This window comes from Stenotrophomonas sp. FR010 (assembly GCF_047520755.2).
Lineage (GTDB): Bacteria > Pseudomonadota > Gammaproteobacteria > Xanthomonadales > Xanthomonadaceae > Stenotrophomonas > Stenotrophomonas sepilia.
The window spans coordinates 13,437-34,483 of sequence record NZ_JAXBQT020000024.1; the positions used below are offsets into that span (position 1 = coordinate 13,437).

At 65.6% G+C, this 21,047-nt stretch carries 19 protein-coding genes and 1 pseudogene; 12 read left to right on the top strand and 8 right to left on the bottom strand.

Annotated features, from left to right (window positions below; genetic code table 11):
• Positions 1–3 precede the first annotated feature (3 nt).
• On the bottom strand, positions 4–489 hold the full coding sequence (locus tag ACM0PK_RS18070; RefSeq protein ID WP_005411782.1) for an Lrp/AsnC family transcriptional regulator: 486 nt from the start codon (positions 487–489) through the stop codon (positions 4–6).
• A 125-nt stretch (positions 490–614) separates the two neighbouring features.
• On the opposite strand from ACM0PK_RS18070, the gene phhA reads away from it, so the two are divergent.
• Complete coding sequence (gene phhA, locus ACM0PK_RS18075) at positions 615–1,508, top strand: phenylalanine 4-monooxygenase (RefSeq protein ID WP_111201591.1); 894 nt, start codon at positions 615–617, stop codon at positions 1,506–1,508.
• Positions 1,509–1,613: 105 nt separating this feature from the next.
• Here the strand turns inward: phhA and ACM0PK_RS18080 are convergent, their stop codons facing one another.
• Positions 1,614–2,669 carry a LacI family DNA-binding transcriptional regulator gene (locus tag ACM0PK_RS18080; RefSeq protein ID WP_414606773.1) on the bottom strand — a complete coding sequence of 352 codons (1,056 nt, stop codon included), beginning with the start codon at positions 2,667–2,669 and terminating at the stop codon, positions 1,614–1,616.
• A gap of 239 nt (positions 2,670–2,908) precedes the next feature.
• Here ACM0PK_RS18080 and ACM0PK_RS18085 point away from each other — a divergent pair, with 239 nt between their 5' ends.
• The 4 genes from ACM0PK_RS18085 (at position 2,909) to ACM0PK_RS18100 (ending at position 5,894) form a co-directional block, all read left to right on the top strand.
• Positions 2,909–3,499 (top strand): cysteine dioxygenase family protein, encoded by a 591-nt coding sequence (locus ACM0PK_RS18085; protein ID WP_414606774.1) that lies wholly within the window; start codon positions 2,909–2,911, stop codon positions 3,497–3,499.
• Positions 3,500–3,610: 111 nt separating this feature from the next.
• The gene (eda, locus tag ACM0PK_RS18090) at positions 3,611–4,249 is read left to right on the top strand and encodes a bifunctional 4-hydroxy-2-oxoglutarate aldolase/2-dehydro-3-deoxy-phosphogluconate aldolase (RefSeq protein WP_065186797.1); all 639 of its coding nucleotides are present in this window, start codon (positions 3,611–3,613) and stop codon (positions 4,247–4,249) included.
• 96 nt (positions 4,250–4,345) lie between these two features.
• On the top strand, positions 4,346–5,374 hold the full coding sequence (adhP, locus tag ACM0PK_RS18095; RefSeq protein WP_414606775.1) for an alcohol dehydrogenase AdhP: 1,029 nt from the start codon (positions 4,346–4,348) through the stop codon (positions 5,372–5,374).
• Between the two features lie 127 nt (positions 5,375–5,501).
• Positions 5,502–5,894, top strand: coding sequence for a hypothetical protein (locus tag ACM0PK_RS18100; RefSeq protein WP_069138230.1), 393 nt, complete (start codon positions 5,502–5,504; stop codon positions 5,892–5,894).
• Between the two features lie 60 nt (positions 5,895–5,954).
• On the opposite strand, the gene ligD is transcribed toward ACM0PK_RS18100, so the two are convergent.
• From ligD to ACM0PK_RS18115, 3 genes are all read right to left on the bottom strand, one after another.
• Positions 5,955–8,441 carry a DNA ligase D gene (gene ligD, locus ACM0PK_RS18105; protein ID WP_134972042.1) on the bottom strand — a complete coding sequence of 829 codons (2,487 nt, stop codon included), beginning with the start codon at positions 8,439–8,441 and terminating at the stop codon, positions 5,955–5,957.
• 3 nt (positions 8,442–8,444) lie between these two features.
• A complete protein-coding gene (ku, locus tag ACM0PK_RS18110) occupies positions 8,445–9,365 on the bottom strand; it encodes a non-homologous end joining protein Ku (protein WP_134972040.1) in 921 nt (306 codons plus the stop codon).
• Positions 9,366–9,528: 163 nt separating this feature from the next.
• On the bottom strand, positions 9,529–9,927 hold the full coding sequence (locus ACM0PK_RS18115; protein WP_049413394.1) for a hypothetical protein: 399 nt from the start codon (positions 9,925–9,927) through the stop codon (positions 9,529–9,531).
• A 146-nt stretch (positions 9,928–10,073) separates the two neighbouring features.
• Between ACM0PK_RS18115 and ACM0PK_RS18120 the strand changes: the two genes are divergently transcribed.
• Positions 10,074–10,418, top strand: coding sequence for a hypothetical protein (locus tag ACM0PK_RS18120; RefSeq protein ID WP_053496719.1), 345 nt, complete (start codon positions 10,074–10,076; stop codon positions 10,416–10,418).
• 79 nt (positions 10,419–10,497) lie between these two features.
• Here ACM0PK_RS18120 and ACM0PK_RS18125 read toward each other — a convergent pair whose 3' ends face one another.
• Positions 10,498–12,591, bottom strand: coding sequence for a TonB-dependent receptor family protein (locus ACM0PK_RS18125; protein WP_180885160.1), 2,094 nt, complete (start codon positions 12,589–12,591; stop codon positions 10,498–10,500).
• 171 nt (positions 12,592–12,762) lie between these two features.
• Between ACM0PK_RS18125 and ACM0PK_RS18130 the strand changes: the two genes are divergently transcribed.
• The 3 genes from ACM0PK_RS18130 (at position 12,763) to ACM0PK_RS18140 (ending at position 16,061) form a co-directional block, all read left to right on the top strand.
• Positions 12,763–13,965, top strand: coding sequence for an amino acid aminotransferase (locus tag ACM0PK_RS18130; RefSeq protein WP_134972764.1), 1,203 nt, complete (start codon positions 12,763–12,765; stop codon positions 13,963–13,965).
• 263 nt (positions 13,966–14,228) lie between these two features.
• Complete coding sequence (locus ACM0PK_RS18135; RefSeq protein ID WP_061480468.1) at positions 14,229–15,245, top strand: class 1 fructose-bisphosphatase; 1,017 nt, start codon at positions 14,229–14,231, stop codon at positions 15,243–15,245.
• A gap of 108 nt (positions 15,246–15,353) precedes the next feature.
• The gene (locus ACM0PK_RS18140) at positions 15,354–16,061 is read left to right on the top strand and encodes a 2OG-Fe(II) oxygenase (RefSeq protein WP_414606776.1); all 708 of its coding nucleotides are present in this window, start codon (positions 15,354–15,356) and stop codon (positions 16,059–16,061) included.
• A gap of 55 nt (positions 16,062–16,116) precedes the next feature.
• Here ACM0PK_RS18140 and ACM0PK_RS18145 read toward each other — a convergent pair.
• Positions 16,117–16,971, bottom strand: a pseudogene (locus ACM0PK_RS18145) (PA0069 family radical SAM protein); the annotation flags it as partial.
• Between the two features lie 120 nt (positions 16,972–17,091).
• The gene (locus tag ACM0PK_RS18150; RefSeq protein WP_012478648.1) at positions 17,092–17,679 is read right to left on the bottom strand and encodes a cyclin-dependent kinase inhibitor 3 family protein; all 588 of its coding nucleotides are present in this window, start codon (positions 17,677–17,679) and stop codon (positions 17,092–17,094) included.
• A gap of 421 nt (positions 17,680–18,100) precedes the next feature.
• Here ACM0PK_RS18150 and ACM0PK_RS18155 point away from each other — a divergent pair, with 421 nt between their 5' ends.
• The 3 genes from ACM0PK_RS18155 to ACM0PK_RS18165 all read left to right on the top strand — a co-directional run bounded on the left by ACM0PK_RS18155 (position 18,101) and on the right by ACM0PK_RS18165 (position 21,039).
• Positions 18,101–18,466, top strand: a complete 366-nt coding sequence (locus ACM0PK_RS18155) for a hypothetical protein (RefSeq protein ID WP_414606777.1) — start codon at positions 18,101–18,103, stop codon at positions 18,464–18,466.
• A 90-nt stretch (positions 18,467–18,556) separates the two neighbouring features.
• Positions 18,557–19,807, top strand: coding sequence for a TolC family protein (locus ACM0PK_RS18160; RefSeq protein WP_012478646.1), 1,251 nt, complete (start codon positions 18,557–18,559; stop codon positions 19,805–19,807).
• On the top strand, positions 19,804–21,039 hold the full coding sequence (locus ACM0PK_RS18165) for an efflux RND transporter periplasmic adaptor subunit (protein WP_005411786.1): 1,236 nt from the start codon (positions 19,804–19,806) through the stop codon (positions 21,037–21,039). Before ACM0PK_RS18160 ends, ACM0PK_RS18165 begins: the two co-directional genes overlap by 4 nt.
• The last annotated feature ends 8 nt before the right edge of the window (positions 21,040–21,047 follow it).

Genomic DNA, 21,047 nt, shown 5'->3' on the forward strand with positions numbered 1-21,047 from the left:
CGCTCAGGACTCCAGCTGCGACAGCGGCAACGCCTGGAAGCCCTTCACCGTGCGCAGTACGAAGCTGGAATTGGCATCGGCCACGCCACCGGCATTGAGCAGCCGGTCCAGCAGGAAGCGCGAGAAGTGCTCCAGGTCGCGCACGTAGACGTGCAGCAGGTAGTCCATGTCACCCGTCAGCGCGTGGCAGGCCACCACCTCGTCCCACGCCTGCACGCTGTCCACGAAGTGGCCGATGGCGGCCTGGTCGTGCTTTTCCAGCTGCACGCGCACGAAGGCCTGCAGGCCCAGCCGCAGCTGCCGTGGCTCCAGCCGCGCGCCATAGCCGACGATCACGCCCTCGCTTTCCAGCCGCTGCAACCGCCGCAGGCAGGCCGAAGGCGAGAGATTCACCCGCGCCGCCAGTTCGGCGTTGGTGGCGCGCCCATCCCGCTGGATTTCGGCCAGCAGGCGTATATCCGTGCGATCGAACTGGACTTCTCCGGCCATTGTTGCCCCGCAACATGGTGAGTACGCAAGGATATTGCGCCAACAAGGCCAATCGGCGCAACTTTTGCAACCCTGTTGCGCGTCCCCTGCCCTAGCATCGTGGGTATCCCATCCAGGAGTGCCGCATGGACCTCGCCCAGCCCCGCCGCGTCGAACACCAGCAGACCGACAAGGGCTACGTGCCGGTGTATACCACCGCGCTCGTCGAGCAGCCATGGGACACCTACAGCGCCGACGACCACGCGACCTGGAGCACGCTGTACCAGCGCCAGCGTGAGATGCTGGTCGGCCGTGCCTGCCAGGAGTTCCTGGATGCGCAGGACGAAATGGGCATGAGCGCACACATGATTCCGCGCTTCGACCAGCTCAACGAGGTGCTCGGCGCCGCCACCGGCTGGACCCTGGTCGGGGTTGAAGGCCTGCTGCCGGAACTGGATTTCTTCGACCATCTGGCCAACCGCCGTTTTCCGGTGACCTGGTGGATCCGCCGCCCGGACCAGATCGACTACATCGCCGAACCGGACCTGTTCCACGATCTGTTCGGCCACGTGCCGCTGCTGATGAACCCGGTGTTCGCCGACTACATGGAGGCGTACGGCCGCGGCGGCGTCAAAGCGCATGCGATCGGTCCGGATGCGCTGCAGAACCTGACCCGCCTGTACTGGTACACCGTGGAGTTCGGCCTGATCGACACGCCCGAGGGCCTGCGCATCTACGGTGCCGGCATCGTGTCGTCGAAGGGCGAGTCGCTGTACTCGCTGGAATCGGCCGCGCCCAACCGCATCGGCTTCGACCTGCAGCGGATCATGCGCACGAAGTACCGCATCGACACCTTCCAGAAGACCTACTTCGTCATCGACAGCTTCGAACAGCTGATGCAGGCGACCTCGCCGGACTTCACCCCGATCTACGCGGCACTGGCCAACCAGGCGCATCTGCCGGCCGGTGAAGTGCAGGGCGACGACCGCGTGTTCCAGAAGGGCACCGGCGAAGGCTGGGCCGACGGCGGCGACGTGTAAGCGCACAACGCGCACGGCTTTGCACTGAAAACGGCGCACATGGGTGCGCCGTTTTCGTTGTTGCCTGCCTGCGCCACTGCAGCGACGCAGGCGAGGGCAGGGCACTCAGGCGTCCACGGCCCGGCAGGACCCGCGCACCATCAACTGCGGATGCACGCTGGCGGCGGTCGGTGCGTCGGGCACGTCGGCCTGGACCAGCATGGCGGCGGCGGTGCGGCCGATGTCGGAAACGTGGCGCCGCACCGACGTCAGCGGCGGCCACAGCCGCGATGCCAACGGGCTGTCGTCGTAGCTGACGATCGACAACTGCTGCGGCACCGCGATGCCTGCACGCAATGCCACCTGGTACACGCCTGCGGCGATTTCGTCGTTGCCGGCGAAAATCGCGCTGGGGCGTTGCTCGCCCATCAGCAGCCGTTCGGCGGCATGCACGCCGGACTCGAAGGTGTCGCCCGCTTCCAGCACGCGCTCGCCGGGCAGGATCAGGCCGACCTGCGCCAGCCGATCAAGGAAACCATGCGTCCGTTCGCGCGCGGCACGCCGGTCACCCGGTCCGGCGATCACCGCAATGTCGCGGTGGCCAAGCGAAAGCAGGTAGCCCGCCGCAGCGGCAGCACCATCGCGGTCATGGGTGACCACGGCATGGTTCTCATCCTCCGAGGCATGCGCGTTGATGCGCACGTAGCGACAGTCGATGTCATCGAGCATCTGCGCCAGCGCAGCCGATTCGGACGCACGCGGCCCCAGGATCACGCCGTGCAGCTTCTGCTGCTGCACGAAACGGCGCACGCCCTGCGGGCATTCCGGATCCTGGCTGTCGCAGGGGTGCACCACCAGCTCATAGCCAGTGCCGCGCAGCGCGTCCAGCGCGCCGTGCTGCAGGTCGACAATGCATTGGGCACCCGGGTCGTCATACACCAGGCCGATCAGGAAGGAGCGGCGGAATGCCAGCCCGCGCGCGAGAGGATCGGGCACGTAACCGACCTCGCGCATCAACGCCTCGACCTTGTCGCGGGTGTCCTTGCGCACCAGCGGCGAGTTGTTGATGATTCTTGAAACCGTTTTCTTGGAAACTCCCGACAGTCGTGCGATGTCGTTGATCGTGGCAGCCTTGCCCTTCGATGCCGGCAACGCGGCATCGCTAATAGTTCGCACTGACATGTATAGAACCAGGTAAGTCGGAGAATTCTAGCCTTGCGCCCGTCGGGCGCGAAGTTGCGGAATGTCGCAGCGGATCTGAATCGTGTCGTGTTCGACAGGTTCTGCTGCGCAAGGTTCCATTGTGATCGCTCTACTGCTTCTACATCTGAACCGTTCTTCCGCGCGTATTCACCCTGGATGTGGACGCGACGCGCGCGAACGCCAACATTCCCTTAACCATGCTCCGCTACATTCGAGGCATGGACCTGCAGACTTCTCCGTTTCCGTCATTCCGCGGCCGCGACCGGTTGATCGCCGCAGTCGACGCGGCGATGAGCTCCGGTGATCCCGAGCGCATCACGACCGACCTGCAGCTGGCGCTGCAGGAAGCCATAACCGACAGCCGCATCGAGTTGCCCGAATGCGTGCATCGGCCGGTCAGCGATCATTACGCGCGACGTCCGCTGTACCACAGCCGCGAACACGGCTACAGCGTGATTGCCATGAGCTGGGGCCCAGGGCAGGGCACGCCGCTGCACGACCACGATGCCATGTGGTGTGTGGAGGGCGTGTGGTTGGGCGAGCTGGAGATCACCCGTTACGAGCTGCTGGAGTGCGCCGGCGAGCACTGGCGCTTCCGCCGCCACGCCGCGCTGCGCGGGGGCTGCGGCAGTGCCGGCAGCCTGATCCCCCCGCATGAGTACCACACCCTGCGCAATGCCAGCGATGAGGCACTGGCGATCTCGGTACACGTGTACGAGGCGCAGATGGAGCGCTCGGCGGTGTTCGATCCGCTCGGTGGCGACTGGTACCAGCGCCGCATCCAGGCGCTGCAGGCCGACCCGGCCTGAATCCGGCGCGGTGCGGAGCAGGGCACCATCGCGGTCCGCATGGCATCATGCGCCGCTGCGCTGCCGGCACCGGCAGCATCCGCGATGCCCTGGCGGGCAAGGAGCAAGACGATGTCCAGCGCTGATCCGCGCCTGCGCGCGCTGTTGAAGCTGGCACCGGTGATCCCGGTGTACACCCCCGAAGATGTGAATGAAGCGGTCGAAGTAGCCCAGGCACTGTTCCGTGGTGGGCTGCCGGTGATCGAGGTGACCCTGCGCACGCCGCAGGCGCTGGATGCGATCAAGGCCATGGTCGAGGCCGTGCCGGACGCGGTGATCGGTGCCGGCACCGTACTCAACGCCGCGCAGATGCAGGCGGCGAAGCAGGCCGGTGCGCGTTTTGCCGTTTCCCCCGGTGCCACGCCGGCACTGTATGCGGCCGCGCGTGATGCCGATCTGCCGTACCTGCCCGGTGCTGCCACCGCTTCGGACCTGATCCAGGGCCTGGAGCACGGCGCGGACACCTTCAAGTTCTTCCCGGCCGTGCAGGCCGGCGGCGCCGCGCTGCTGGCCGCCTGGCACGGCCCGTTCGCCGATGTGCGCTTCTGCCCGACCGGCGGCATCAGCGCGCAGACCGCGCCGCAGTTCCTGCACCTGCCCAACGTGCTGTGCGTGGGCGGTTCGTGGCTGACCACCCCGGCGCTGCTGCAGACCCGCGACTGGGACGCCATCGAGCGCCTGGCCCGCGAGGCCTCGGTGCTGGCCAGCTGAACCTGCTTCGCGGATCTTCAAAGGTTTGATCGTGATCAAAGCGCCGGCCTCGCGCCGGCGTCATTCTGTGGGCAAGCGCACTACGGAGATCCGAACATGAATTCCACCATGAAGGCCGCTGTCGTGCGTGAGTTCGGCAAGCCACTGGTGATCGAGGAAGTCTCGGTACCGCGCCCGGGGGCGGGCGAGGTGCTGGTCAAGATCGAGGCTTGTGGCGTCTGCCACACCGACCTGCACGCCGCCGAGGGCGACTGGCCGGTGAAACCGAACCCGCCGTTCATCCCCGGCCACGAGGGCGTGGGGCACGTCGTGGCCGTGGGAGGCGGGGTAGGGCACGTCAAGGAAGGCGACAGGGTCGGCATCCCCTGGTTGTACTCGGCGTGTGGTCATTGCGAACACTGCCTGGGTGGCTGGGAAACGCTGTGCGAGACGCAGCGCAATACCGGCTACTCGGTCAACGGCGGCTTCGCCGAGTACGCACTGGCCGATGCCAACTATGTCGGCCTGCTTCCGAAGGAGGTGGGCTTCGTCGAGATCGCGCCGGTGCTGTGCGCCGGCGTGACCGTCTACAAGGGCCTGAAGGTCACCGACACCAAGCCCGGTGACTGGGTGGCGATTTCCGGCATCGGTGGCCTGGGCCACATGGCCGTGCAGTACGCCCGCGCGATGGGCCTGAACGTGGCCGCGGTGGACGTGGACGACACCAAGCTGGCACTGGCCCGCCAGCTGGGCGCGCAGGTCACCGTCAACGCGCGCACCACCGACCCGGCCGCGTTCCTCAGGAAGGAAATCGGCGGCGCCCACGGTGCACTGGTCACCGCGGTGTCGCCGAAGGCGTTCGAGCAGGCGCTGGGCATGGTGCGCCGTGGCGGCACTGTCTCGCTCAATGGCCTGCCGCCCGGCAACTTCCCGCTGGACATCTTCGGCATGGTGCTCAATGGCATCACCGTGCGCGGCTCGATCGTCGGTACCCGCCTGGACCTGCTGGAATCGCTGCAGTTCGCCGCCGAGGGCAAGGTCGCGGCCACGGTCAGCACCGACCGCCTGGAAAACATCAACGACGTGTTCGCGCGCATGCATGCGGGCACCATCGAAGGCCGCGTGGTGCTCGACTTCGCTGCCTGACCGCCTGTGCATGGCCGCCGTCGCTCCGTCCCCCTCTCCCACGGACGCGGCGGCCATGCCGATTCATCGGTAGTGCCGGCCGCTGGCCGGCAACGCGGGCACTCTGTGGCCGCCGTACAATGCGCGCATGCCTGGCGTGCTCAAGACCCTGTTCCTGTCCCTCGTTGCCTTGATCGGCGGTGTGCTGTCGCTTGCGCTGGTCAGCAGCGTCGCCAGCTGGCTGCCACCGTTGCTGGGCCTGTCGCCGGACAACAACAGCGTGCAGCTGGGCTGGGATCTCACCTTCAGCGTGCTCGGTGGCATCGCCGGGGTTTCCTTTGCCACCTATTACGCGCCCTGCTGGCCGCGATCGCACGGCTTCTCGATCTGGTCGCTGGTCGCGCTGGGCTGTGGCTACGCCATGTGGACGGCGGGTGCGGATTTCCCGTTCTGGTTCGTCATTTCACTGCTGGCGTCGCTGCCGTTGCAACTGCTGGCCGGCTGGTGGTTCGGCCGTCGCGCCTCGCGCGATCCGCGCTGAGCGCATGCAGGTAGTGCCGGCCGCTGGCCGGCAACCTCGGCCATCCTGCCGTTGCCGGCACTACCGCTTCAGCGACGGCAGCGTCTGCTTCAACTGCGCGATGCCCTGCCATGGGTCACTCTTCAGGCGTTGCGCCCTCGCCAGCGCCTTGCCCATGGAAAATGCGTCGGCGGCACTGATACGAGCCAGTTCATCCCAGCGCAGCGGTACTGCCACACCGGCGGAATCGCGCGCACGCAACGACCACGAACACACACTGGTGGCACCCCGCGTATTGCGCAGCCAGTCGATGAAAATGACGCCGCCACGCTTGGCCTTGCTCATTGTGGCCACGTAGCGGTCCGGCGCCCGCTCCGCCATCGCCCGGGCGAACGCCTCACAGAACGCCTTGGCCTGTTCCCAGTCGGCCTTGGGCCGCAGCGGCACCACCACGTGCACGCCCTTGCCACCGGACAGCCGCACGAAACTCTTCAGGCCGACTTCCTGCAGGCGGTCACGGACATCACGCGCAGCGGCTTTCACCTCCGCCCAGCCCACCCCTTCACCGGGATCGAGATCGAACACCAAGCGATCCGGGTGCTCGGGATCGGCCACGGTTGCGCCCCACGGATGCAGCTCCAGTGTGTTCATCTGCACCAGTTGCAGCAGGCCCCGCACATCGTCGATGTAGACGTAGTCCTCGCGGCCGCTCTTCTGCTGCAGGGGCACCGCGTGCACGGCATCCCCCAGGCCGGGGCCATGGTGCTTCTGGAAGAAGCAGTCCTTGCCCACGCCATCCGGGCAGCGCAGCAGTGACAAGGGCCGCCCGGCAATTTCGGGCAGGATCCAGCGCGCCATGCGCTGGTAGTAGTCCGCCACGTCGCCCTTGCTGAGCTTCTGCCTTGGGAACACCACCCGCTCCGGATGGGTTATCTGGACCTCGCCCCCGGCTTCAGCACTCGATACGGCCACTCCCAGGTCCTCCTTCTGCTTGTCGATGCGCAGCCGCTTGAAACTGGACTGGCGCAGCAGGCCTTCCTTGCCCCAGCCACGGAAGGCCACTTCCGCCACCGTCACCGGCTTCACCCAGCGAACGCTGGCGGCGCGGAACGGCACATGCGCCGGCAGCTGCAGCACAGGCGTCTTCACCGCCAACGGCTGCAGCGCCTTGTGCAGCGCGCGCAGGCTCTCGTCGTCGAAGCCGGTGCCGACCCGCCCCACATAGCGCAATCCGCCGTTGTCCGGCGTGGCGAGAAGCAGCGAGCCGAACCCTACCCGGGAGCCCTTCGGTGCCGTGTAGCCGACAATCGCGAACTCGTCGGTGTCTTCATGCTTCACCTTCACCCAGCTGCGTGCACGGGTGTTCACGTAGGGCGCATCCACCTGCTTGCTGACGATACCTTCGAATCCCGCCTTGCCGCTGGCATCGAATACCTGCGGGCCATGGTCGATCACGTGCTCGCTGAAGGCCAGGGTTCCGGGCGTGGGTCCGATGAGATCCTTCAGCAGCGCCTTGCGCTCCAGCAGCGGTGAACGACTGATGTCCACGCCGGCCACACCCGGCAGATCGAACACGATGTAGCGCAACGGTTGCTTCGAACTCCCGTCGATCACACGCTGCAGCGCGGCGAAGTCGCTGCGCCCCTGCTTGTCCAGCACCACCAGCTCGCCGTCCAGGCGCGCATCCCGCACCGGCAGTGCCTGCACGGCCTGTACCACCTCGGGGAAATCACCGGTCCAATCCAGGCCGTTGCGGGAGCGCAGCGTCACCTTGCCTTCGTGCAGATCGGCCAGCAGGCGATAGCCATCCCACTTGATCTCATGCAACCAGCGCGCGCCGTCCGGTGCACTGTCGCGATGATCGGTCAACTGTGGCTTGAAGGCGCGCGGGTAGGGCGTGTCACGCGCGCCGTCCAGGTTCAGCGCTCGCGCATGCCAACGCGCATCGGCCTTGCGGGTCGCCGATCGTGCAGCCGGTGCGGCGCGCGTCGACTTGCCCACCGTGCGCTTGCTCACTGCGGATGTGCGTTTCGGCATGGGGGATTGGAGTAGATCATCTGCTTCGGCATCACGCGCTTCCCCGTCGTCGCGTTTGATCAACAACCACTGTACCTGGCGTCCCTTCATCGCTGTGCGCACCAGCTTCCAGCCGCCAGCCAGGCGTTGCCCATGCAGCACGAAGTCGATCTTTCCCGCTGCCAGTGCCTGCAGTGGATCGCCTTCGCAGGCCCATGTGCCGTGATCGAAGACCTCGACGTGGCCAGCGCCGTAGTGGCCTTCGGGAATATCGCCTTCGAAACCGGCGTAGGACAGCGGATGGTCTTCCACTTCCACGGCCAGCCGCTTGTCACCAACGCGAAGCGAAGGACCCTTCGGCACCGCCCAGCTTTTCAGCACACCGTCCATCTCAAGGCGGAAGTCATAGTGCCGCGAAGTGGCATGGTGCAGCTGTATGACAAAGATCGGCCGCCGCTTCGGATTGCCGTGTGCGGGCGTGTCGTCAGGTTCCGGTGTCTGCCCGAAGCCACCGCCAAGTCGGCGCTTTCGCCGGTACTGGTGCAACGACATGGCTCAACCTGCCTTGCGACGTGCAGCGGTTTTCTTCGCGGCCTTCTTCGTTGCCTTCTTTGCGGCCTTCTTTACCGTCGGCTTGGTGGCTGCTTTCCGCGTTGCCATCTTCTTCGCCGGCGTCCGCTTGTTCGCATCCAGGCTCTTCTGCAGCAGTGCCATGAAATCGACCACGTTGGTGCTGGCGTCCTCACGCGGTGCAGGTTCATCCTCCACCCGGGTGGTACCGCCCTTGGACTTGATGCGCTTGTTCAGCACCTGCTGCAGGCGCTCGCGGAATTCGTCGTGGTACTGCGACGGATCCCAATCACCGGACATCGACTCGATCAACTGCTCGGCCATCGCCGTTTCCTTGCTGCTGATGCGGTAATCGGCGAGCTTTCCGGTGGGCAGCTTGTAATCTTCGGGATCCACCAGTTCCTGCGGATAGCGCAGGATCATCAGCACCAGCGCGTCCGCATGCGGCATCACCGCGCACAGGTATTCGCGGGTACGCACCACCACCCGGGCGATGCCCACCTTGCCGGTACTGCGCAATGTCTCGCGCAGCAGCACGTAGCCCTTTTCGGCCTTCTTGCCGGGCACCAGCAGGTAGGGTTTCTCGTAGTAGCGCGGGTCGATCTGCGCGGCATCCACGAACGATTCCACCTCCACCGCTTCGTGGCTTTCCGGTGCCGCAGACCGGATATCGCCTTCCTCCAGCACGACATAGCTGCCCTTGTCGTACTCGTAGGCTTTGACAATGTCCTTCCATGGCACTTCCTCGCCGGTATCGGCGTTGACCCGCTCGAAGCGGATCGGCTTGCGGTCGCGGGAGTCGAGCATGCGGAACTGCAGATCGACCTTGCGTTCGCCTGACATCAGCGACACCGGCACGTTGAGCAGGCCAAACGACAGCGTGCCGGTCCAGATCGGGCGGGCCATGAGCGTACCTTTGGCGGGGCAGGGCATCCAGCTTCGGATGGGCGGTGTAAACCACCCGTGTCGATACCGTGCACGTGGGTTCTACGGAGAACGGTAGCGCCGGCCGCTGGCCGGCAGAGCTCGCGGCCTGAAGTTTCCTGACGTTGCCGGCCAGCGGCCGGCACTACTGCAGCAACGGCCTCACCGCCACCGCCGGAATATGATCCAGCGCGCGCCAGGCGTCTTCCACCACCGGCCGTGCCTGCGACCAGCTCAACCGCGACTGCCCGCGCATCTGTTCCCAGTGTTCGGCCAGTTCCTCGCACGTATCCGCGGCGTCACCGCGCGGCCAGTCGGCAGCGTGGGTGGTCAGCGCGAAGGCATAGACCGGGCATAGATCGCGCCAGTTGCGGTGGTTCTGCCCGCGACGCTCTTCGTAGTCGCTGAGCATGTACTGCAGGTAGTCCTGCGCCACCGCCTGCGGATCTTCATGGCGGCGCGTGCGGCGTTGTGCGGTGCGCTGGCCGAGCGGATCGAGCAGGGCGTTGAACACGGACGGTGCGGGTCGTTCAAGACGGGGCATGGCCGGCTCCTGCAGCGGGGACGGGTGGGCAGGAATACGCGCGGTGCTGTTACCGGGGGGTGAGCGAGATGTTCATGACGCCGGGTTCGCGGCGGCTTTACCTGTGGCGCGGTGTAGTGGGAGCCCCGAGCGCAGGTAGCCAGACCATGAGCCGAGAGAATTCCCGAGACCCGTTGCGGGAAAACCACCCGCCCATTCCCGGTGAACAGCGCGGCAAGCGCGATGCCGACAATGCCGACTACCGCGGCACCGGTGCACCCTTCTACGACGCCGAGCACGGTGGCGACCATCTGCCGGTGAAGCACGAGGCTGAACAGGCCGCCCAGGACCGCAAGGATGGCGGCGACCGCCATCGCGGCGGCCAGGAAAGCCCGCTCAAGCGTCGCGAACGCAAGCAGCGCGCCAGCGACAACCAGGACGAGGCGCTGGAGGAGACCTTCCCGGCCAGCGACCCGACCTCGCCGTTCGTACCGGCCAAGGCGCCCGACTGACGGGTAGTGCCGGCCGCTGGCCGGCAACCCCCTGACGCCCTGCGCGGCGCGATGCTGGCCAGCGGCCGGCACTACCCAGTCAACGCCAGGACCATTGCAGGCCCACGCTGGCCCGGCGCCCGGGTCCCGGTTCGTAGAAGCGCCCGTTGCCGTCGTTGACGATCACCGAGCCGATGTAGGCCTGGTCCAGCACGTTCTCCAGCCGGGCGAAGGCGCGCAGCTCGCCACCTGGCAGCGTCCAGAGACGACCGGCTTCCAGGTTCAGCAACGCGTAGCCCGGCGCACGTTCGGTGGCCACGTCGTTGACCAAGGTGTCGGTGCTGGCGGCGGCCTCCAGCGCCCACTGCCAGTCGGCCGGGATCCACTGCAGCCGGGCAAACGCCTGCTGGCGCGGTACGCCGGGCAAGCGGCTGCCGGCGGAAACCCAGGTGTTCGAGGTCAGGTACGGCGCACGCACCTGCGCCTGCAGCCAGGTCCAGGCCACCTGCAGTTCCAGCTGTTCTGCCAACGGCTGCCGGTAGCGCAGTTCCACGCCCTGGCGGCGGGTGCGGCCGATGTTGCGATAGGTGCTGCGTCCGCCGATGTTGCTGGCAACTGCCAACTCATCGTTGGTATCTGCGCGGAACAGGCTGATATCGAGCTGGGTTCCGTCCTGTGCATGCCATTTGCTGCCCACCTCCAGGCTGCGGCTGCGCGCCGCCGCCAGATCCAGCGCCAGTCCCGCCTGCCCGTCGGCGCGATACCCCAGTTCGTTGAAGGTGGGCGTCTCGAAGCCACGGCCCACCGCCGCGTGCAGTCGCCACTGCGGGCTGGCCGCGAAGCTGATTCCGGCCACCGGCGTGGTGGCCTGGTAGCGGCGGTGGCCGCTGTCGTCCGGGTTGCGGGCGGTGATGTAGCGATCGTCGGATTCGAAGCGCACGGCGCTGTGACGCACGCCAGCCAGCAATGACCAGCGTGGACTCCACTGCCACCACGCCTGGGCGAACTGATCGACGTTCTGCACGGTGTCGATCTGGTCTCTGCGCAGCCGCCCACGCACGCCGAGAGTGCTGCCGATGAAGTTCTCGTAGCCGGTGCGATGCTGGCGCTGGCGGTCGGCGCTGAGCCCGGCCACCAGATCCAGCGGTCGGCCGGCGAGGTCGCCGCGCCAGCCCCAGCGCGCGTCCAGCCCGCCATAGCCGCCCTCCAGGTCGATCACCCCGCCGGCATGCAACGGGCTGTTGGTCTGAGCTGCCGGCGGGATCGGCAGGTACTGGCGTACCGCGCGCTGGCCGGCATAGCCCACCAGCTGCCAACGCTGCGCCCCGGTTTCACGGGTCCAGCGCAGGCCAGCCTGCTGCTGGCGCACCGATTTACGGGTGTTGTACTGGTGCGCCACGGCGGTGGCCTGGCGCGGATCGGCCGCCACCTGGGCACGGCTCAGGCCCAGCGGGTCCTGCGCATCGGGGGCATCGAAGGCATTGAGCAGCAGCTCCAGCCGCCCCCCGCCGAGATCGCCACCGATACGCGCAGCAAGCGATTCGCGGCGGGCACGGCTGTGGTCGCGCCAGCCATCGGTGCGGAAGTGATTGGCGGCGATGTTGTAATCCAGAACACGGCCGGCACCCTTCAGTTGCGCGCCGACGCTGAGCGTGTTGTCGGCACCCGCGTTGACGCGCAGCCGCCACGGGTCGCCGGCCTGGCCCTGTGCGCTCCAGACCTGCAGCACGCCGCCGGAGGAATTGCCGTACAGCGCCGAGAACGGCCCGCGCAGCACGTCGATCCGTTCGGCACCGAGCAGGCTGGCATGCGACAGCTGGCCCTGTCCGTCGGGCATGGTCGCCGGCACCCCGTCGATCAACACCCGCACCCCACGCACACCGAAGGTCGAGCGCGCACCAAAGCCACGGATCGACAGTTGGGTGTCCTGCGCGAAGTTCTGGCGGTCACGGGCGACCAGGCCCGGGACCCCGGCCAGCGCCTCGGACAGCTGTGCGCCGGCGCCGGGACGCGCGGCGTCGATCCAGACCGTGTCCTGGCTGGCCGGCAGCGCGAACGGGTCGATGCCGGGCACGCGTGCGGCCTGCACCTGCACGCTGGGCAGGGCGGTCGGCGCGGGCTCGGCCAGCGCCGCCCAAGGCGACAACAGCAGGGCAGCGAGCAGCAGGCAATGGCGTCGTGCAGCAGGATTCATGATTCAGGTTGATGGATCAGGCGGCAACGCACGCCATGGTACGGGGCCACAGATGACGATGGCGGCGGCCAGCCCCGGCAGGCTTTGTTACGATGGGTTGTTTCCGGCTGCAAGGCCGCAGACCGCGTAGCGCACTTCCTCCCCCTTTCCGTCTACCGAACGAGTACCGCCGTGTCCTTCTTTGCAAACGTGGAACTGGTCCCAGGCGACCCGATCCTGGGCCTGACCGAGGCGTACAACGCCGACAGCCGCCCGACCAAGGTCAACCTGGGTGTGGGCATCTACTACGACGAGAGCGGCCGCATCCCGCTGCTGCGCGCCGTCAAGCAGATCGAGCAGCAGCTTGCCGCTGACGCCAAACCGCGCGGCTACCTGCCGATCGATGGCCTGCCGGCATACACGCAGGCCACGCGAGAGCTGGTGTTCGGCAAGGACTCGCCGCTGCTGGCCGCCGGCCGCGTCACCACCGCACAGACCGTCGGTGGCAGCGGTGCGCTGCGCGTCGGCGCCGACGTGCTGAAGAAGCTGCTGCCGCACGCCACCGTGGCGCTGAGCAACCCGAGCTGGGAGAACCACCGTGCGGTGTTCAGCGCGGCCGGTTTCGAGGTGCTGGATTACACCTATTTCGACCCGGCCAGCCATGGCGTCGACTTCAACGGCATGCTGGCCGACCTCGGCAAGCTGGAAGCCGGCACCGTAGTGCTGCTGCACGCCTGCTGCCACAACCCCACCGGTGCCGACCTCACGGTCACCCAGTGGAAGCAGGTCGCGCAACTGCTGAAGGACAAGCAGCTGTTCCCCTTCATCGACATGGCCTACCAGGGCTTCGACAAGGGCATCGAGCAGGATGGCGCCGCCGTGCGCATCATCGCCGAAGCCGGCATCGACAGCTTCATCGTCGCCAACTCGTACTCCAAGTCGTTCTCGCTGTATGGCGAGCGCGTGGGTGCGCTGTCGATGGTGGCGCCGACCGCTGCTGACGCCAAGGCCGTGCAGTCGCAGGTCAAGCGTGTGATCCGCACCATCTACTCCAGTCCGTCCACCCACGGTGCCGCGCTGGTGGCCGGCGTGCTGACCAACCCGGAACTGCGCGCGATGTGGGAGCAGGAGCTGACCGAGATGCGCGAGCGCATCCACGCCCTGCGCCAGGGCCTGGTCGAAAAGCTGGCCGCTGCCGGTGCGCCGCAGTTCGGCTTCATCAACGAACAGGCCGGCATGTTCTCCTACTCGGGCCTGAGCCGTGAGCAGGTCGAACGCCTGCGCGACGAGTTCGGCATCTACGCCGTCGGCACCGGCCGCATCTGCGTGGCCGCGCTGAACCGGAACAACCTGGAATACGTCGCCAAGGCCGTGGCCACCGTCGCCAAGGGCTGAAGCAAGGCTGCACGGGTTTGAGAACAAAGGCGCCGAAAGGCGCCTTTGTTTTTGCTTCTGCTTTGCCTCTGCCTTTGCCACACCCTCCGCGCTCGCGGCGAACCCTGAAGCGCAGGGCGAGGTACACCGTGCCCTGTGCCTCCATGAAGGAAGGCGCCACGAGCGCAACGCATCTGGAAACGATTACGCCTTCCCGCGCTCACGCACGCCCCCGCCAGACGGGCGACAATAGGCGTTTTCCCGCTGCCGAGACCTGCCCGCCCATGTCCCGTACTTCGTTGACCCGCTTCCTGATCCAGGAACAGCACGCCGGCCGCATCAATGCCGACCTGCGCCAGCTGATCGCGGTCGTCGCCCGCGCCTGCACCAGCATCTCCATCGCCGTCAGCAAGGGCGCCCTCGGTGGCGTGCTCGGCGACGCCGGCACCGGCAACGTGCAGGGCGAAGCGCAGAAGAAGCTGGACGTCATCAGCAACGAGATCCTGCTCGAAGCCAATGCCTGGGGTGGCCACCTTGCCGCCTGCGCCTCGGAGGAAATGGACCACAGCCAGCCGGTGCCGGACATCTATCCGCGCGGTGATTTCCTGCTGCTGTTCGACCCCCTCGATGGCAGCTCCAACATCGACGTCAACGTCTCCGTCGGCACCATCTTCTCGGTGCTGCGCTGCCCGACCAACGTCGAGCTGCCGGGCGATGACGCCTTCCTGCAGCCGGGCAGCAAGCAGATCGCCGCTGGCTACTGCATCTACGGGCCCAGCACCCAGCTGGTGCTGACCGTCGGCCACGGCACGCACGCCTTCACTCTGGACCGCGAGAAGGGCGAGTTCGTGCTGACCACCGAGAACATGCAGATTCCGGCGGCCACCCAGGAATTCGCCATCAACATGTCCAACCAGCGTCACTGGGAAGCGCCGATGCAGGCCTACGTCAGTGATCTGCTGGCCGGCAAGGAAGGCGCGCGCGGCAAGAACTTCAACATGCGCTGGATCGCCAGCATGGTGGCCGACGTGCATCGCATCCTGACCCGCGGCGGCATCTTCATCTACCCGTGGGACAAGAAGGATCCGTCCAAGGCCGGCAAGCTGCGCCTGATGTACGAAGCCAACCCGATGGGCCTGCTGGTCGAACAGGCCGGCGGCGCCGCCTGGACCGGCCGCGAGCGCATCCTCGACATCCAGCCTGATCAGCTACACCAGCGCGTGCCGGTGTTCCTGGGTTCGCGCGAGGAAGTGGCCGAAGCGGTGCGTTACCACCACGCGCACGACGAAGCGAAGGGCTGACGGCTCAACGCCTGACGGCGGTCATGGCAGTTCGATGACATGACCCCAGGGTGACACCGCGGGCGGCAAACGGCACCATCAAGCCGTTGCCGCCGAAGGAATGCACGCATGCACGAGCAGGGCCCGGTCGATTTCATCGAGGTCATCCACAACGCCGTCCCCAGTGAGGTCTGCGCGGCCATCGTCGAGCGCATGCGTGCCACGCGTGGCCTGCTGCCCGGTGCGGTGGGCAGTGGCGTGTTCCCGGAACTCAAGCACAGCAAGGATCTGCGCATCAGTGGCCTGGACGGCTGGCAGGATGTTGATCAGCAGCTGCAGATTGCGGTGTTCAACGGCCTGCTGACTTATCTACGCCGTTATCCACAGGCGTTGATTGCCCCGCTGATGTTGCAGATCCAGGACAGCAATGGCCAACCGCGACGCCTGTCTGCCGAGGACTTCCCCGACATGCCGCAACAGCAGCTGGCCGACCTGGCCCGCACCTGCCTGCGTCCGGGTGCGATCAACCTGCAGTGGTACGCCGCGGGCGAGGGTGGCTACCCGTACTGGCACTGCGAGCTGTACCCGAAGGATGCGCAGGCCGAGACCCTGCACCGGCATGTACTGTGGACGCTGTACCTCAATGACGACTTCGACGAGGGCGAAACCGAGTTCCTGTTCCAGGGGCGGAAGATCGCGCCGCACACCGGCAGTTTGCTGATTGCGCCGACGGCGTTCACCCACACCCATCGCGGCAATCGGCCACAGGGTGGCGACAAGTTCATCGCCACCAGCTGGATCCTGTTCCAGAGTGCGCAGAAGTTGTTTGGGGGGTGACGCCGAACTGCTCGTCGGCCTTGATGTACAGTCGAGCCATGCTCGACTGATGGCCTCAGAACAACGACCCTTGCGGCGAATCCTTCTTCGGCGGCAGCGGCTTCTGGAACCGGCTGCAATCCAGCTTCGGCCAATGGCTGTTCTGAGCATTGAATCCCAACCGCTTGCGCGCCAGCTTGAAGCGGTTGTTCAGCAGATCGGCATACACACCCTGGCCGCGCATGCGGGTGCCGAACTGGCTGTCGTAGTCCTTGCCACCACGCAGCTGCTGGATGGTACTCATCACGTGCGCGGCGCGATCGGGATGATGGGTATCGAGCCAGTCGCGGAACAGCGGCGCCACTTCCAGCGGCAGGCGCAGCAGCACGTAGCCCGCGGTACTGGCGCCGGCATCGTGCGCAGCCTCCAGCACCGCTTCAAGTTCGCTGTCGTTGATCCACGGAATCACCGGCGCCACCATGACTCCCACCGGGATACCCGCGTCATGCAGGCGCTTCATCGCGCGCAGCCGCGCATGGGGCGCTGATGCACGCGGCTCCAGCTTCGCGGAGAGATGCGGGTCCAGCGAGGTCACCGAGAAATGCACGCTGACCAGGTTCTCCGCCGCCAGCGGCGCGAGCAGATCGATGTCGCGCTCGACCAGTGCGTTCTTGGTGATCAGCGAGAACGGATGCCTGGTCTCCAGCATCACTTCAATCAGCTGGCGGGTGAGCTTGAACTTGCGTTCGATCGGCTGGTACGCATCGGTGTTGATGCCCAGCGCGATCGGCTGCGGCACGTAACCGGGTTTCGACAGTTCCTTGCGCAGCAGCTGAGGCGCATTGGTCTTGGCGAACAGCTTGGTCTCGAAGTCCAGGCCAGGTGACAGGTTCAGATAGGCATGGGAAGGGCGCGCGAAGCAGTAGGAACACCAACACTATATGTGTTCGAGGAAAAGTGTTCAGCACTGCGTCCCCTACGGCGGCTTCCCTACAGACTACCTGCGGAGTTCCGTCCTCTTGTATTCCAGCCCAAGGCGGTAAAGGGTAGGTTAGCCGGGCATTGCGACTACCCCCAGACTTGAGGCTCTGCGAGCAGGCCAATTCAGGATGAATTCTTCCTGCTCCGCAGTCTCCACTGCACCAGGGCGCACCGAGCGCACCTTAGCGATCGCATCGATGCCGTCTGGAGCGCAGCCCGTGTCAATGAGAAGCATCGACGCCACGGTCCCCGCTCGCCCTAGGCCTCCTTTGCAGTGCACCACGATCCTGCTTCCGGACAAGAGCTCGGCTGCGAACTGGGGTCCTGTGGATTGCCATGGCAGAAGCAGCCGTGCATCAGGAGCCGCACCATCCTTAATCGGTAGGCCGTGCCACATCAAGCCATGCGCTTTGGCACGCTCTGCCAAGGAGGTAATTCGTAGCTCTTCGAACTCCCACGGCTCAATCAACGTGATCAGATGCTGTGCTCCCCACGCGACTATCGACGCCAGATCGATATCCAAGTCTCGGGCCCAAGACCCCGTCATTGCGACGTCCTGATATTTTCCCGGTGCAAAGGTAACGCCGATCGCACCGCCATTCACGCCGATAGGCAGCGTCGCAATCTGCAGTGGATGAGAATTACTTGTTCTGCTCACCTGCGCTCTCCGAAATCAATGGCCCTGTTGGGCGAGAAGCGAACGCTGCGCCCTTTTAACCTGAAAGTCCAACGGTGAGCCTAGTGGTACGGATATGGTCTTACTGAATCCCATAAGCAGCGCAGAATCGCCCAACGCCTGAGAGAGGGGCCAGGCCCCATTCGACGTTGGAACGAGCCTGGAGGACGCGGTTCCAGAGAGCAGTGAGGCCCAGTTCCAGCCTCTGGCCGGCACCATCCTTACTGGGCGGCCGCTATCGGCCAGAAGCGGCAGCAGGCGCGGCGATACCTGAGGCAATGCGATCTGATCGGAGTGGGCTTAAGCGACGCCCTCCCTCGAGCGCCAAGCCATAACTGGATCAGGGGGGGCTCCAACTCAGGGCTCTCGACAACTCAGCTTGACTGCCTCTATTCTTCCTTTCATGTCCGCCTTCTCGGCCCGCCACCGTCGACTCATCCGGTTCAGCCTTTTCGTGCTGATGCTGTTGAGCGTCGTTGTTCGGCCGATCGTGATCCAACAGGAGCTCCATACTGCCGAGCACGACATCGCTGCAACGGCAGAGCACGGGCACTCACACGGTCCTGGAACTGGCGACAACGTAGATCCGAAGCATGCATCGGGCGTGCACAGCGTCCTTCACCAGGCCGATGTGAGCTTTGCCGGCATGCTGGTGTCTTCGAATCTGAACCTAGCAACTGTTCCGCCGGCATCTTTACTGCCCGGCCTGCACTCCGTCGATGAGCCCTCTGGTCATCGCGGCTCGCCATTCAGACCTCCGATCGTCTGACGACACCTGCCGCGCTGTAGCGGCCTGAGCGCGCTGTCCACCCAATGTTGGCCGGCAGCGCGTCGTCATGACCATCGTCGGAGATTTTCCGTGAAATTACGTAGTTTGTGGGCGCTCGCCATAGCCGGCGCCTACGGTGTGGCCGTGCCTGGCCATGCCGCTGAAGTGCTGCGCTTGGAGGATGTGGTCGCCCGCGCCCTCGGCACCCATCCCAGCGTCCAGGCAGACACCGCTCGACTGGAAGCTGTCAGAAGCCGGGCGGGCCGGGAGGCATTGCCTACGCCGCTCGTGCTGGGCGGCGAGCTTGAAAACGTGGCTGGCTCAGGCGGCCTGAGCGGCCTAGACGCCGCCGAATCCACCTTCCGCATCTCCAAGGTTCTAGAACTGGGTGGGAAGCGGGCTGCGCGCCAAGCGCTCGGCGGCGCCGAGGTGGACGCTGCCCGAAGCGAAGCGGACGTCACCCGTATCGCTATCGCAACTTTGGCCGCAGGGCGTTTCGTCGACGTGCTGGCCGCCCAGGAGCATGTCGAGCACGCCGAAGAGCGCATCAAAATGGCCAGCGCCATGCGCCGTGAAGTGGCCCGTTGGGTCGCGGCCGCCCGCAATCCCGACTCGGACCTGAGATCCGCCGAGATCGCCCTGCTCGATGCCGAGCTGAAGCGGGAGCAGGCATTGCAGGCTCTGGAAAGCGCGCGAATGTCGCTGGCTGCCACGTGGGGGGCGCCAAGTCCGGATTTCGGCTCGGTTGCAGGGGATACCGCGGTCCTTCCCCCTCTGGATGATTTTGATGATCTGAGCCGGCGCCTCGCCACGACACCACAACAGCGCGCCTTGGACGCTCAAGCCGGAGTTATAGATGCAAGGAGGGAGATCGCCCGCGCTAGCGCCAAGCCGGATGTCAGCGTTGGCCTCGGCATCCGCCGACTGGAAGCCACCAAGGACAGCGGCCTGGTGATGTCCGTCTCCGTCCCGTTGGGGAGCCGTCGGCGATCGGACTTCTCCGTGGCTGAAGCGGACTACGAACTCACCTCTCTCAAATACCGGCGCCAGGCGCAGATGCTGGAAATGCGTCAGGAGCTGTTTGGCATCTACCAACAGCTCAAGCAAGCGCAATCGGAAGTGGAGTCAGTGCGCCAGCGTCAGTTGCCAAAGGCCCAGCAGGCCTTTGATCAGAGCCGCAGGGGCTTTGAGGAAGGACGCTTCTCCTTCCTGGTACTCAGCCAGGCTCAGCAAAGGCTCTTCGATCTTCGCGAACGGGAAGTCGAAGCCGCCGCGCGCTATCTCCGTCTCCTGGTCGAGGCCGACCGCCTCACCGCTTCTGCCTTGGACATTCGCCCATGAACCGATACGTATTCCTGATCCTGCTTCCAATTGCCCTGGCTGCGTGCGGTGGCAACGAATCGTCGCAACGAGCAAAGCCAGAGGACACTGCTGCGACCGCAGGCGACTATGAGCGAGGGCCGCATCGCGGTCGCATGCTTCGCGACGGCGACTTCGCCCTTGAAGTAACTGTTTACGAAACCAATACCCCGCCTCATTTCCGGCTGTATGCCTATCGCAACGACAAACCGCTGGCACCTGGAGAAGTCAAAGCGACGATACAACTCAAGCGTCTGGACGGCGAAGTCAACAACTTCAGCTTTATTCCAGAGAAGGACTACCTGGTCGGCAGCGGGGAGGTGGTCGAGCCGCATTCCTTTGATGTCAAAGCCGATGCGGTGGTGGGTGGAAAGAACTACGCCTGGTCTTACGCCTCCTATGAAGGGCGCACCACGATAGATCCGAAAGCCGCTGCCGACGCAGGTGTCGTGGTCGAGTCCGCCGAACCGGGGACCATCCGGGACACCGTTTCCCTCATGGGCAACGTCGCGGTCGACACCGGCCGATTTGCTGCGGTCAAGGCACGCTTCCCTGGCGTGGTCCGCAGTGTGGCGGTCGAGATGGGACAACGCGTCTCGGCTGGTCAGACGTTGGCCACAGTCGAGGGCAATGACAGCATGCGGACCTACTCCGTCACGGCACCTTTCAGTGGAGTCGTACTCGCGCGCAGCACGTCGGTAGGCGATGTCGCTGCCGACAACACGCTGTTTGAAATTGCCGACCTTTCGGAGGTCTGGGTGGACCTGCGTGCGCTGGGAAGCGATGCCGAGCGACTGTCGCCAGGCCAGATGGTGACCATTCGCTCGGCAACAGGCGGTTTGGAAGCAACGGGAAAGCTGCAGGGCATCCTTCCGTTGGCCAGCGCTGGCCAGACCGTGGTGGCACGTGTGGCCCTTACCAACAGCGAGGGCAGGTGGCGACCAGGAATGGCCGTATCCGCCGAAGTCGTCATCGCGGAAACGGAGGTTCCATTAACAGTAAAGGAATCGGGCCTGCAGCGTTTTCGGGACTTCACCGTGGTATTCGCCCAAGTGGGCAACAGCTATGAGGTGCGGATGCTTGAACTGGGTAGGCGCGATGGCGATCGCGTGGAGGTACTGAAAGGGCTTAAGCCGGGAACCCGGTACGTTTCCGAGCAGAGCTACCTGATTCGTGCCGACATCGAAAAGTCCGGCGCAAGCCACGACCACTAAGGACGCAC